The organism is Reichenbachiella sp., from assembly GCF_039941815.1.
GTDB lineage: Bacteria > Bacteroidota > Bacteroidia > Cytophagales > Cyclobacteriaceae > Reichenbachiella.
This window is the reverse complement of the sequence record NZ_JBDVDW010000050.1, coordinates 122,119-136,533: the sequence shown is the minus strand read 5'-3', so window position 1 is coordinate 136,533 and position 14,415 is coordinate 122,119. Positions and strand designations below refer to the sequence as shown.

The window sequence follows — 14,415 nt, the reverse complement described above, 5'->3', positions numbered from 1 at the left end:
GATCACCGCTTGAACTCAACCCAGATTTTTTCAGATTTAGAAATTTTGTTTTCCTCCCTTACCTGATAATTGACTCTTAATCTGAATTGTCCTTTTGTCAATGTTTCCTCAATAGCCTCTCTTCCCTTACACTTTCTGGAGAGATAATTCCAATAGATAGTAGTTTGCTCATTTGGCTTTAACTTTCGAGGAATGGGTCTGGCACAAGGCACGCCACACGGGCAAGGTGTATAAGGGATCCTTTTCCACTCTTCTGAATTCAGCATTTCGAGATAGAAATTGCTCAACGAGGGGAAAACCACCTCATTCTCCGAAATATTTTGAATCTTGAATGCGATTCTTTCATCTTCTGGGAGTGTGCTTACACTTATGTCTCCAAAAGATTGTATTTTTAATGTAGTACAGCCAGCCATCAATATCGAACAAACGACAAATCGCATCATCCCCATGTCAAGTTTAAACGTTAATTTCCGCATGATTTTAGCAGTTGTTTTAACAATTGTAGTCATTTCGGATGCAAATAGTCAAGATCATCTTCGATTAATTTCGGAGGGAGAAAGAGATTTTGTAAAAATCAGAGAGGCATTCTATTCTTATTGGGATCGAACAGGTCGACGCAATTCAGATTTTAAAAAATTTAAGCGGTGGGAAGATAGAGTTCTCCCCCGACTGGTAGATGGGCAGTTGTCTTCGAGTGGTCATTATACCATGAGGATTTCAGAGTATAAATTGCTTCAAGAGAAATTCACCAAATCTGCTCGAACGAATACTGAGAGCTGGGAAGCAATTGGGCCATATGATTGGCAAGTCGCTTCCAACGGGTATAGTCCAGGTAATGGTAGAATCAACTGTATCACGGTAGACCCAAACGACCCGGACATAATTTACATTGGCACCTCAGGTGGAGGGGTTTGGAAGAGCGAAGATAGCGGTGCAACCTGGTCCACCACAACTGATCAATTGGCTGTATTGGGAGCTACCGATATTTATGTGAACCCTGCGGACTCAGATGAAGTAATCGTGTTGACTGGAGATGCCTATGGCAGTGATACGCCAAGTGTCGGTCTTATCAAATCTATAGATGGTGGAAAAACATGGAGCACCACCAATTTCAGTTATGAGGAGTCGGCCTATAATGTGTTCTTTAAGTTTGAGGTAAGTCCTACTAACCCTGACCTCATGATTGTAGCAGGAGATGGCGTACATAGAAGCACTGACGGAGGAGATACCTGGACGGAGGTGATGACTGTTACCATTTCAGATTTGGTTTTTCATCCGGGAGATGATGATATTGTTTATGCAGCGGCGAGATATGAGGATTCAGAGAATGAACTGACACTTTATAAATCAACAGATGGCGGTGCTACGTGGTCATCGGCGCTTTTTACCTTCGAATCTTTAGACACCACGCTGGGTAGAAAAGCCCTTGGAGTAACGGAAGATAATTTAGATGCCCTATATGTTTTGGTTTCGGACGATGACGCCACGTTCGGCGGATTGTTTAAGTCAGAAGATCAGCTATCCACTATGAGCATGCAATCTAATACACCCAATATTTTCGGATATGAAACGGATGGTTCGGACGCAGATGATGGGCAAGGATGGTATGATCTGGCTATAGCAGTAGACCCGGACGATGAAGATATCCTCTATGCTAGTGGAGTCCATATTTGGAAGTCTATAGATTCAGGGGTCACGTGGGAAATCCAGAACTATTGGATTTGGGATACTGAAGAGTACCCATATGTACACGCAGACAATCATACACTGGATATTGCAAATGGTAAGCTATATGCGGGCTGTGACGGGGGTGTATTTGTATCTGCAGATGGAGGGGATACCTTTACCGACCTTAGCCCTGGATTAAATATTGGCCAATTCTATAGAATTAGTACTCATCCTACAGATGAAAATATTGTGATCGGAGGACTACAGGATAATGGAGCCTATTTAAGGAAAAATAATCAATGGTATCAGATATATGGAGCCGATGGTATGGAAGCCATCATTGATCACACAGATCCGACAATCATGTACTCCTCTTATCAGAACGGCGGTATACTTAGATATACAGACGATGGCGAGAATATAGATTTGGATGTCATAAATTCTGATGATGAAAGCGGGGGCTGGATTACACCCTATATCATGCACCCAGATGATAATAAAACGATGTATTTTGGTTTTGAAAATGTTTGGAAATCCACGGATCAAGGAGAAACCCTATCAAAGATTAGCAATTTTCAAACAGGAGGAAACATAAGCATTCTCAAACAGCACCCTACTAACACAGATCACCTATTAGCCTCCTCCGACGGTTCGTTATATCTAACCACCGATGACGGTGACAAATGGTCCGATATCACAGTAGGTTTACCTTTTTATACGCTGACGGATGCGACCTTTGCGCACAATGATGCCAGCACTATTTGGGCTACCTTCTCCAATTATGAAATAGGTGAGAAAGTGTATAAATCTACCGATAGCGGAAAAAACTGGACCAGCGTATCTGAAGGTCTTCCTGACCTGCCAGTTAATTGCATTCTGAGCCAAAATAGCTGCAGCGGAAGGGTGTTTATAGGTACCGACATCGGTGTGTACTCGCGTAACGAAGGCCAAACTACCTGGAATTATTTGGGAGAAGGACTGCCAAATGTGGTGGTAAGAGAACTAGAAATGCAAGATGAAACTGGTAAGCTGTTTGCTGCTACATTTGGCCGCGGGATCTGGAAAATCGAGGCTGGAGAAATTCAATCACAGCAAATTACTTTTGAGGACATTGGGAATAAATTTGTAGGATCTGAATCCTTCGAATTGGTGGCGAGTAGTGATTCAGGGCTTGATGTGATTTTCACCAGTAGCGATCCTGATATTGTATCAATCAATGGGACTACGGCAACTGTTGTGTCAGAGGGCAGTGTGACTATTACGGCAGTGCAGGAGGGGAATTGTGACTATTTGGAAGCGGAATCAGAACAAGAATTGACAATCACAGTGCTATCAATTGATACAGAATCACAAGATTTACTCATTTACCCTAATCCTTCCGAAGGCAGTGAGTTTCTATATATAGAATCGCTTCAGCCTCAGCAACAATTGCCAAAAGAAGTAAGCGTATATAATATGCAGGGTAGAAAAATAATAACTCGATCATTGATTAAACGAGGGGATAAAGTGGCTTTACCAGTTCATGATCTTGAATCTGGTATTTACCTAATAAGAGTTAATGGATCGACCTTCGAATTTGTTAAGTCATAATTTGGCTTGACGGCTAGAATTGAAGCTTTTTCATGATCTCGTTTTTTTTGTTGAGAATGGTAGTATCCGCTTTGTTCTGATGGCGCTCCTTATCTGAAAACAGATATTTATATTTTGCTTTAGTGACTTTGTAATCATAATCTTCCGAGTCTCCAAAAATGTCAATCCCTGCTTTGAATGGTGCTGGAGATTTTAGTACGGATATGTGATAATCATAGGTAAGATCAAGATTATGTATACCACCAATCGCAATTTTATATCTATCTACATTTACAATTGATGGAAAAAGAGTCATAACTCCATCTTCTATCATCATTTCAAATGAGGCGCTATCAATTAGATTTCTGTCCTTATTTTTGAACATCAGTGTCTTTGAGATATATGAAAAGGTTTCCCCATCTAGTAATACTAAATTTTGTCCTTGTATCCTTGCAATAGCCTTTAGTGAAGGCTCTATGATTTCCAACCGATTGTTTAGCCTTGATCTGCCTTGAATGGCAAAATTCACTTGCCCTTCAAACGATCGAGCCATAGGATATAAGGTATCCAAAAATGGCATTACCTCCACCAAGTTGGCTACATCTATGTCAGTAAGATTAATCTTGAATTCGGCTTTGGCCAATTTTTTATTCTTTGCATTGTATTTTACGGAAGTAAGTATATCTACCGCTTTGGTTTTCATATTAATTTTTCTGAGAATTATACTCTGATTTTTGATTAGCATTGTTCCTTTTACATCATTGAACATAAGGTCACCAAACTTGACATTATCAAATTTGCTCTTAAGGGTAAAATCAATTCCTTTAGGAATGACAAAGGACTCTAGCTCGCTGCTTTCTTCATCATCTACCGATAGAGTATCAGTTTGTTCATTGCTCGCTGCTAATTCTTGATCATTGATCGCACCTTTATTCATTATTCCGATTAATTGATTAATGTCAAGATTGGTGGATGTGACATCTAATTTTGCACGCAGTGCTTTCCCTTTGAATATTGTTTCTTGAAGGTTAAAGACTCTTCCCGACAATGTCATGTTTGATTTCCCAATTCTTACTCTTGCATTAGTTAGTGTCAGGATTTGGGGTTTTAGGTCAAATCTCGTTCTTGCAAATCGAATTGTTTTAGGAAACGAAGGCGTATAGATAAAAAGACTGCTAAATGTCAAATAACCAGTTGTTGGCCACTCATCATCTCTTTTTCTGACCATATCAAAACTATATTTACCCTTCTTTAATGACAGAGTGTTCTTACCAGAGATTGCCTTTATAGAATCGAATTTGAAGGTTGAGTGGATAGCTGGAATGGATTTGTTTTTTTTAGACGGACTCAAAGCAATTTTACCACTAGCATATGCTGCACTGACGTTAGTCGTATCAGATAGATTTAGTGTTGCATCTCTAAAGCGAAGACTAGATATCACATCAGCTATTTGTGTTGAGTCTTGCCAAGGGTTGGTTTTGACAGTCACAAACAATTTTCTAACTTCAGCTTTAATTTGATTGGTTACGCTAAACTTAAGTCGAGAAAAGCGAAAATTACCTTCAAATTCTCTTGATTGGTTGTTATCAACTAAAGTATCGATTTGTTCATGCCCTAGTATTAAAACTGATCTTTTTGATTCAAACACAAGACTGTCAGATTTGTATGTGAAGTGGATATTGTCCAAACCAATTTTACCCAATGCGGCTATTTTACCATAGTCGTTATTCTTGATATCATCTAAAGCAAACTCACTTTTCAAGTCGAAATTGGCCTCCCCGTCTAGAGAGATGTTCTCAAGAGGGATGGTGTTTTTTATTTCACCGAAAATAATGTTTCCCGCAGCAGTAAGCGACAATTGTGCATGGCCTAGTGCATCTTTTGCTGTTCCACTCAACTGCAGAGCAACACCTTTGCTCTTTACCTCGATTTTATTAATATTTATGTGTGATTTTCTATTTAAAGTAGGGTCTAAAAATGACTTAAGATCAACTTCTAAATGGTCAATTTTGTTTGGCAGGTCAGGATATTCGAGTCCTCCATTTTTTAATTTTAGATTTATGGCCATGGTTGGCATCACTTCGTTTCCATATTGGCCCACCAATTTAGTAGACAATAATAGACTCCCTTTAGCAGTAAATTTATTCTCAAGTTCGATGTATTTATGTGGAATCAATGCTATGACATTGTTGATAGATGGCACATCCAAATTGAGATCTAAATCCATGTCAATTATTCCAGAAGTGTCCTGCTGAATATAACCTAGAGCTTCAAGCTGATTTTCATTGATACTCATTGTTGTGGTATCAAAATTCAATCTAGAGGTCAAAAAATTATATTCAAGTTTTGTATTCATTTTTAGACTAAGATCATCTGCAAGAATCTCTTTTGACTCCTCAAATCGGAATTTTGCTATGCTTGATTCTATAACAAGTTCTGCTAACTCAACACCAATAAAAGCACTCAGATTTAAATTCAAACCACTAACCTTAGCCATATAAGAAACACTATCATCCAGGTATAAAACATCACCGTTTAATATTCTCACCTGGCCTATTTCATAGTTGATGGCAGTGGTATCAGTATCGGCAGCGGATAAGGTAGTGTCTGACGGAGTCGTTGTTTTCATGAAATCCCAGTTTGGTTTCCCTTCAGCGTTGATATACGCGTTGATTACTGGTTTTTCGAGTATGACATGATTGACATCTACCTTGTTTTTTTGCAGAAATGAAAGGGGATTGATGGAGATATCACAAGTCTCAAAAGAAACCAGAGAATCCAATGCTGAACGATTGCTAATACTGTCGGTTAAGTGGTTCACCACAATCAAACCGTCTTGAATTTCTACTGATAAATTTGGAAAGGTTGAATAAAAGGTCAATTCTATACTTGAAGCGGAGAAATCGCCATCGATTTCATTGTTTACTGCCTGTTCTGCCCACGGAGTAATCTTCTCAGGTGTGAAAACAATATTAAGTAGAATACCAAGTGTTAGTGAAATGATCAGGACGAATACCAAAACCATCTTGATTATGAAAATTAAAAACCACTTGATCCTTTTAGCCATACTACAATTGTTTGCTTAAATAACCTATTTAACTTAGTTCTCAATCTAAAATTATAACAATTGGATGGTATTTACAGACTTATTTGAAATTGATAATAATATCATTATATGACCTGCATATATTTGATTGAATTTATACGAGTCGTAGAGAAATCTTTCAGCGTCCGTTCTACGATACAAAGTTCTTCTAAGACGTAGTATATTTATCCGAAATTTTAAAGTCCCCACCCTTGAAAAAATTATTCACATCAGCTACCCTATTGCTTTTTGTTCTAACTAGCAACGCTCAGGAATACCCGTTAGAAACCGTCATACAACGAGGACACCGAGCAGCTGTTAGAACTGTAGACTACAGTCCTGATGGCAATTTTGTAGCCACTGGAAGCAGAGACAATAGCATTAAACTTTGGCAAGTATCAACTGGCAGGGAAATCCGAACCTTTTTGGGACATTTGGATCCAGTAAACATCATCACCTTTGACCCTACCGGCAAATGGATTGCCAGCGGATCTTCAGACAATACCATCATTATTTGGGAAGTATCTACTGGAAAAATAAGAACTAAAATTGAAGGCCATTCCAAGAGAGTTTCTTCACTTGATTTTAATGCTGACGGCTCACAACTGGTCTCCGGTGGGTGGGATCGTACGGTCTTTCGCTGGGATGTTGCCTCAGGCAAAAAACTTGCCGAGTATAAGGGAAATCCCGCAACCGGAATAGGCGTCGGCGTACAAGTACTTTTTACAAAAGATGATAAGAAAATAATAACGGGAAACGACGATGGAAAAATAATAATCTATGATGTGACTACGTCGATAGCCGAAGATACACTCCGTAATATCAGTCCAAGCTCTTGCGGTGGATGCGCAAGTTTTATTCAGCTTGGCGACAACTCATCCGAACTACTTTCTGCCAGCCGTCACGGAGCAGTTACCTTATGGAATTATAAAACAGGCAAGATTATAAAAGAATATGGGGGCGAGGAGGACGACTATAATGCCATTGGGATGAAAGGCAATTATGTTTATGTATCTAACGAAGACACATTAAAGCTGTACAGCAAAGCGGGAAAATTGATAAGGAAAACCCCAATAGAAAACACCAAAATCAATTCTTCGGTCATCAGTCCAGATGGTAAGTATATAGCTACGGCTACCAACGATCGAATTACCAGAATTTGGAATATCCAGGACGGAAGTATATCAAAAACTCTAAAAGGTTATTTGAATCAAGCGGTGGATAATGGATTGGGGCTAGACCCAGAGTCCTATTGGCAGTACAACATCAGTAGGTATGTGAGCTTCAGAGAGCGTATTGAAATTTCGCCAGATGAAAAAACGGTTGTGAAGGCCATGGGGCCATCCGTTCAATTGTGGGATTTGGACAAAGGGCGAGTGGTACGTGTATTTGAAGGGCACGAGAGTGGAGTCATAAGCTGTGAATTTTCCAGAGATGGCAAATTCCTTTTTACCGCAGGAGGTGACAAGACGATCAAAATGTGGGACGTGGCTACAGGAGATGAGGTTAAGGCATTTACGGGTCACCGTGAGTTGATATTTGAGCTGGCCACTAGCCAGAATGGAAAGTACCTGGTCTCAGGAAGCTGGGATGGTACAGCCAGACTATGGGAGATCAGCACGGGCAAAGAGATCAAAGTCTATCGTATGGAGCAGAATTCGCCTTACTCGCTATCGTTTGCACAAAACGACTTGTATTTGATGGTAGGCACCTTGGGAAAGGAGCTGAAGCTGTTGGAGTTGGATACCGGCGAACCGGCTAAACAATTTATCGGACATACTACAATAGTGTCAGAGCTTCAAATTAGAGATGATCGAATGCTTACTGCCAGCTGGGATGGGAGAGCCAAACTTTGGGATATCAAATCCGGACTTTCAGTACAGAAATTCATCGGCCATGTTGGACATATCTACACAGCCTCTTTTGATACTGGCGGAAAATGGATAGTCACTGCTGGCTCCGACAGGGTCGCCAGATTATGGGATGTTGAGACAGGAGAACTACAGAGAACATTTGAAGGCCATACCGACGCCATTACAAGCGCTCAATTTATACACTTAGATAAGCATTTGATTACCCACAGTCTGGATGGCACGACTAGAATATGGGATACCAAAACAGGTGAAGAAATCATCTCGCACATACTACTCCATAACCGTGATTGGCTGGTGACCAATAACAATGGATATTTTGATGCTACTGAAAAAGCCAAACAAAATATTTTCTTCGTACGTGGGCTAAAAAGCTATTCACTTGATCAGTTTTTTGAAGACTTTTATCAGCCAGGAATTCTTCAAAAATCGCTGAAAGAGGGGGGGCAACTCAATGAGAATATTAACATTAAGTCTAGGTTAATCGATTCGCCACCACCCACTGTTGAGATAATTTCGCCGACGGCAGGAGAGCATTTAAACAAAAAAGAGATAGATGTCATGGTGAAAATCACAGATGAAGGTGGAGGATTGGATGAAGTCAAGCTCCTGCATAATGGCAAACGTCTACCGGGGCATGACCGGATGGTTCAGACCAAGCCCAAGCCTGGTAAATCAGTATTTCATCATTACCCTGTGAAATTGGTTCCTGGTAAAAACGTAATTTCAATATCGGCCTTTAGTCAGGAGAGAATCGAATCAGAGCTGGCAAGAAGGGAATTGTTTGCGGATGGTATCCACGAAGACATCACTTGTCATATCATGGCTATTGGGATCAACAAGTACAAAAACCCGAGTCTGGACCTCAATTATGCTTTAGAAGATGCTGAGGCCTTTTTGAAGCTGGTCAAAACCAAAGGAAAGAAGCTTTTCAACAAAATAGAGGTGTACTCACTTTTTAACGAGAAAGCCACCAAAGAAAACATCCTCTCTACCTTGGATGATATTGCAGTCGACGCCAGACCTCAGGATGTATTCTTCTTTTACTATGCCGGACATGGTAGTATGGTAGAGGGAAATTTCTATTTCATCCCGACAGAGAATATCCGGCTTTATGATTTTGATTTACTCACCGATGAGGCTGTGAATGCATCAACTTTGCAGCAAAAATTTGCAAATATCAGTGCATTAAAACAGCTGGTGGTATTAGATGCGTGTCAGTCTGGTGGATCCACAGAATTACTCGCGGTACGTGGAGCCAGCGAAGAAAAAGCGATGGCCCAACTATCGCGTAGCTCCGGGGTGCATGTACTGGCGGCCTCAGGTAGTGAACAGTTTGCCACTGAATTTGCCGAGCTTGGCCATGGGCTATTTACCTATGTGATTTTAGAAGCACTCAGCGGCAAAGCTGATGGAGCACCCAAGGATGGCAAGGTTACTATATATGAACTCAAAGCCTATATTGATTCACAGGTGCCAGAGTATTCGAGCCAATACAAAGGCAAACCGCAGTATCCGGTCACTTACTCTCGAGGACAGGATTTTCCTGTGGTCATCGAATAAGGCATTGAGCCCAACCCTAAACCATCTAGAGAATCGTAATGAATAAGTTATTGTTTCTGATATTGTACTCCCTGGTATACGTTTCCCATGCATTACCTGCTAGAATGCATACACACGCAGTGAATTTAACACCCGAAGAAGGCGGAGCACAACTAGAAGTACTTCTACAATTGATGCAGTCGAATGTATGTAAAAATGACAGTTTGGCGCTTGCGTACTATCACCAATTGACGCACTCACCATTTTTTGCTGACTCTAAGCTGGTGAAATTCAAAACCTTTCAATCTTACGGCGATCTTAAATATTGTGCGGGTGACCTGGACAGTTCTATCTTTTATTATAGAGAAGCGGCTACGATTGGATTAAAAAACAATCTGTACAACGAGGTAGGACAGGTACTGAGCAAGCTGGGTAACTTTTTTCAAAGTGCTGGAAATTTTGATTCAAGCAGCTTTTATTTCAACAAAGGTTTATCTGTGGCCATAGATGCAAAGGACAGTCTAAGTATGGGCTCCATTTATGTCGGGTTGGGTACGCTGCAGCAGCACGCAGGACAGATTGATTCTGCCTTAGCCATCTATTTCAAAGCTTTGGATATAGCAGAGCGTATTGATGACAAGCCCCTCATGATTACAGCTCAATTAAACATTTCTACTATCTATTATGATCATCAACCACAAAATCTTAAAATTTCAGACTTCGAGGCTATGCTGGAAGTAGCCAGAAGTATAGGAGATCAAAAGAGAGAAATTAGTATTCTGGAATGGTTGGGCTATCTAAAGGCGGATAGCGGCCAGTATGATGCAGGGCTAATGAATTTCGAAGAAGGTATTGCTGTCAATAGATTGATCAAGGATCGCAACAGGGAGATTCTGCTTATGCAAGGGATATCATATCTATATAATCAGGCAGGAGATTATTCCAAATCAGTGGACACAAATAATGACATAATAGACCTTGCTCGGCAGTCAGGTTATGAGCTGTATTTGCCGTCGCTGTATACGAGAAATGTATCGGGATATCTAAAACTGAAGGATTATGAAAAGGTGGTGAGCTATGCAGAGCTGGCCATAGAAGCAGGAAAAAAATCTGGCCAGGTAGAATTATATTATAGCGTTTATAAAGATTTGGCTATGGCCTACGCCAAATTGGGAAATCATGCTCAAGCATATGAAGCAAGATTAGAATTTACCAGGCTCAAAGATCAAATCTATGATGTACAAAAATCCAGACAATTGGCTGAGATTCAAACTAAATATGAAACGGCAAAAAAGGAAGCTGAAATTTCTGCTCTTTCACAGCGTGCCACCATCCAGTCTCTAGAGATTAAGCAAAAGAATATAGCGATTGTCGTCGGTGTGGTACTGATCATATTAGTGGCGCTGGGTATTTATTTGACTCTCAGACAGCGGGCACTTAGAGTCAGCCAGATGCAGATGGAACTAGAACAGAGATTTCTCCGGTCTCAGCTCAACCCTCATTTTATTTCAAATGCCCTACTGGCAGTCCAAAACTTTATGCTCAAGAATCAGCCTGAGATAGCAGCCAGCTACCTGTCAAAGTTTGCCAAACTCATGCGTGAGACGCTCGAAAACTCCAGAAAAGAGTTTATACTACTTGAGGATGAGCTCAAGATGCTGACCAACTATATGGATATTCATAAAATGAGAATGAGTGATAGGTTTGATTATCACATTTCGGTAGCTGACGAGATTGATACCGAGTCAGATTCTATACCCCCCATGTTTGTTCAACCTTTTGTAGAGAATGCCATTGAGCATGGTATTGTCAACGCTGATGGAAAGGGTCAGATCGATTTGACGTTTGAAAAAGAAGGGGAGTATATATCCATTGTAATACAGGATAATGGCGGAGGATTGGCTAGTACAGATAGCCAGTCAGAAAATCATACCTCGCTATCTTCCGCCATTATTCAGGAGCGTATGGCCATTTTCAACAAAACTTTGAAGAGAAAAATACAGCTCGTCATGAAGGAGATCATCGATGAAAATGAAGAAATTCGAGGCACCAAAGTTGAATTGAAAGTTCCTTTCAGGTAGATTTAAAGATTCAAGAAAACATACATGCGTGTAGTATTAATTGATGACGACGCCACGGTGCGCGAAAACCTAAAAATCCTCCTCTCTATCTATGCCCCTGGGGCAGAAGTCGTAGGAGAGGCCAATGGTGTACAGACTGGATTGACATGCCTCAAGAAGCATAAACCAGACCTGGTTCTATTGGACGTAGAGATGGGAGATGGTACAGGTTTCGACCTGCTGGCTAAGTACGGTGAGCTAGATTTCAAATTGATTTTCGTGACTGGACACAATGAATATGCCATCAAAGCTTTTAAGTACAGTGCGATTGATTATGTACTAAAGCCGGTCGATCCAGACGACTTGAAAGTTGCTTTAGAAAAAGCCGCTCTCTCGTTTGACAAGCAGGAGCAAAACCTGAGAGTAGCCAACCTGGTGCAGAATAAGCAATCCTCTGACGCTGATCAAAAGGTCATACTCAAAGACTCCGAGACCGTCTATCTGGTATTAGTCAAAGACATTGTCAGGTGTGAATCAGAAGCCAACTATACTCACTTTTTCCTGGCCGATGGTCGCAAGGTTATGGTTTCTAAAACACTCAAAGAATTTGATCAGCTTTTCGAAGGCCAGTCCTTTTTCAGAGCGCATCAATCCCACCTAATCAACCTTTTGCACTTTGACAGATATGAAAAAAAGGAAGGCGGCATCGTCTACATGAAAGACGGTAGTACCTTGCCCGTGGCTGTTAGAAAAAAGGATGCCCTTATGTCTGCATTAGAGAACTTGTAGGTTTCTGGATTTCAAATTCAACTAAAATTCAAAAAATCCCGACGAATAGTCAATGGATCGCTGCGAATAGTCATCGACTCGAATTCTGGGTTTTCAGATAGATAGTTTTGATTAAAATTTTTAACTCAAGACTTATATTATGAAAACACAGGTTTATTTATTGATATCCATATTGCTTTGGGTTTCATGCAGTGAGGATGAATTGAACGTAGAAGACCAAGTGGAAGTAACGGTCGAGGATTTTACAGCCACAGTCAACGATTCGCCCGCGGATGGCGAGGTCATCGGCACGATCGATGCAGAAACCAATTTAGGCTCCCTTTCCTTTTCGATCACCTCTGAAAGCATAGATGGAGCATTTGATATAGACGAATCTTCAGGACAATTGAGCGTGGCAGATGCCTCTCTCTTTGTATATACCGTCAATGAACTTATCACCGGGGTAGTGACTGTAGAGAATGGTGATGTGAGCAAGACAGTAAACCTGAGTGTAAATGTAGCTGGTATATCAGCAGAGGAACTAAGCCTGACCATTGATGAAAATCCAACCAATGAACAAGAGCTAGGTACGATCTCAGCTACCACAAATGCAGGAGATTTCGTTTTCTCGATAGCTGAAGAGGAGCCTGCCGGAGCTTTAGAGATTGATGCGAGTACAGGTGAAGTGACTGTAAAAGACAAACTGTTGTTTGACTTTGAAAGCCGAGAAGAGCTCACGGCTACTATCTCTGTAGAGGCGGGTGATGTTTCTGTCGAAGTAGATGTCACCATTGCACTCAGAGATGTATCATCGAGCTGGCAAACAATCGGAACCGCTGGTTTCTCAGCAGGCAAAGCACATTATCAAAGCATCGCTGTACTAGATGGTGTGCCATATGTCGCCTATCGCGACGAAGAAAATGACAATAAAACGACGGTGATGAAATATGAAGACGACGAATGGCAAGTGGTAGGTACAGCTGGATTTTCGGATGGATATGCTACACATCAAAGTCTGACCTTCAACAATGGGATTCCTTATGTCGCCTACAGGGATGATGTAAACGGAAGAAAAACTACTGTAATGAAATTTGAAAATGGCAGCTGGCAGCTGGTAGGATCTGCAGGATTTGCAGAGAGGAGTTATGCCGTATCCTATACCTCCGAGTATCAGAGTCTCGTGTTCAATGACGATGTGCCGTATGTGGCCTACAAAGATTGGAGCAGGTCAGCTAAGATCACGGTAATGAAATTTGATGGCAGTGATTGGGTGCTGGTCGGTACAGCAGGTTTTTCAAGTGGTGCAGCCAGTTATGTTTCACTCAAATTCTATAATGACATACCATATGTGGCCTATCAGGATGCAGGAAACGGTTCGAAGGTTACTGTGGCAAAATTTGAGACCACTGATTGGTCTGTGGTGGGAACTGCTGGCTTTAGTTCAGTGGCCAGCTATGTGGATCTAATATTTGATGGATCTGTTCCTTACGTTGCATTTTCTGACGAGGACAACAATGGAAAAACTACTGTGATGAGGTATAAAAATAGTAGCTGGTCAATCGTAGGAACGGCTGCTTTTTCATTGAGCAGCGCCCAGTATCAAAGCCTGGCCATCAAAGACGACCAGATCCATGTAGCTTTTCGAGATAGCTTTAGCAGCGGCAAAGCTACCGTCATGAAGTATAATGGAAGCAATTGGTCCCCTCTCGGCTCGGTCGGATTCTCCGATGGTAACGTAAATCATTTGGAAATGATGGTAGACAATGAGATTCCATTTGTTGTCTACCGCGATGATGCCAACAATATCAACAAAACAACCATGATGCGCTACGACGACAAATAAGTGTTGTGT

7 protein-coding genes are annotated in these 14,415 nt (G+C 41.0%); 5 read left to right on the top strand and 2 right to left on the bottom strand.

Annotated features, from left to right (window positions below; genetic code table 11):
• Nucleotides 1-2 precede the first annotated feature (2 nt).
• Nucleotides 3-476, bottom strand: a complete 474-nt coding sequence (locus ABJF11_RS11415; protein ID WP_348119983.1) for a hypothetical protein — start codon at nt 474-476, stop codon at nt 3-5.
• On the opposite strand from ABJF11_RS11415, the gene ABJF11_RS11410 reads away from it, so the two are divergent.
• Complete coding sequence (locus tag ABJF11_RS11410; protein ID WP_348119982.1) at nt 475-3,258, top strand: T9SS type A sorting domain-containing protein; 2,784 nt, start codon at nt 475-477, stop codon at nt 3,256-3,258. The genes ABJF11_RS11415 and ABJF11_RS11410 overlap by 2 nt on opposite strands.
• Before the next feature lie 13 nt (nt 3,259-3,271).
• Here the strand turns inward: ABJF11_RS11410 and ABJF11_RS11405 are convergent, their stop codons facing one another.
• Entirely contained in the window at nt 3,272-6,304 is a 3,033-nt protein-coding gene (locus ABJF11_RS11405) for an AsmA-like C-terminal region-containing protein (protein ID WP_348119981.1), read from the bottom strand.
• 230 nt (nt 6,305-6,534) lie between these two features.
• On the opposite strand from ABJF11_RS11405, the gene ABJF11_RS11400 reads away from it, so the two are divergent.
• The 4 genes from ABJF11_RS11400 to ABJF11_RS11385 all read left to right on the top strand — a co-directional run bounded on the left by ABJF11_RS11400 (nt 6,535) and on the right by ABJF11_RS11385 (nt 14,406).
• Complete coding sequence (locus ABJF11_RS11400) at nt 6,535-9,756, top strand: caspase family protein (protein ID WP_348119980.1); 3,222 nt, start codon at nt 6,535-6,537, stop codon at nt 9,754-9,756.
• Between the two features lie 38 nt (nt 9,757-9,794).
• Nucleotides 9,795-11,816 (top strand): histidine kinase, encoded by a 2,022-nt coding sequence (locus tag ABJF11_RS11395; RefSeq protein WP_348119979.1) that lies wholly within the window; start codon nt 9,795-9,797, stop codon nt 11,814-11,816.
• Nucleotides 11,817-11,840: 24 nt separating this feature from the next.
• Nucleotides 11,841-12,584, top strand: a complete 744-nt coding sequence (locus ABJF11_RS11390) for a LytTR family DNA-binding domain-containing protein (RefSeq protein WP_348119978.1) — start codon at nt 11,841-11,843, stop codon at nt 12,582-12,584.
• A gap of 139 nt (nt 12,585-12,723) precedes the next feature.
• Nucleotides 12,724-14,406, top strand: coding sequence for a cadherin repeat domain-containing protein (locus ABJF11_RS11385; RefSeq protein ID WP_348119977.1), 1,683 nt, complete (start codon nt 12,724-12,726; stop codon nt 14,404-14,406).
• The last annotated feature ends 9 nt before the right edge of the window (nt 14,407-14,415 follow it).

Coding starts and splice junctions, on each gene's coding strand:
- ABJF11_RS11410 (WP_348119982.1), top strand. CDS start 475: ATGATTTTAGCAGTTGTTTTAACAATTGTAGTCATTTCGGATGCAAAT.
- ABJF11_RS11415 (WP_348119983.1), bottom strand. CDS start 476: ATGCGGAAATTAACGTTTAAACTTGACATGGGGATGATGCGATTTGTC.
- ABJF11_RS11405 (WP_348119981.1), bottom strand. CDS start 6,304: ATGGCTAAAAGGATCAAGTGGTTTTTAATTTTCATAATCAAGATGGTT.
- ABJF11_RS11395 (WP_348119979.1), top strand. CDS start 9,795: ATGAATAAGTTATTGTTTCTGATATTGTACTCCCTGGTATACGTTTCC.
- ABJF11_RS11390 (WP_348119978.1), top strand. CDS start 11,841: ATGCGTGTAGTATTAATTGATGACGACGCCACGGTGCGCGAAAACCTA.
- ABJF11_RS11385 (WP_348119977.1), top strand. CDS start 12,724: ATGAAAACACAGGTTTATTTATTGATATCCATATTGCTTTGGGTTTCA.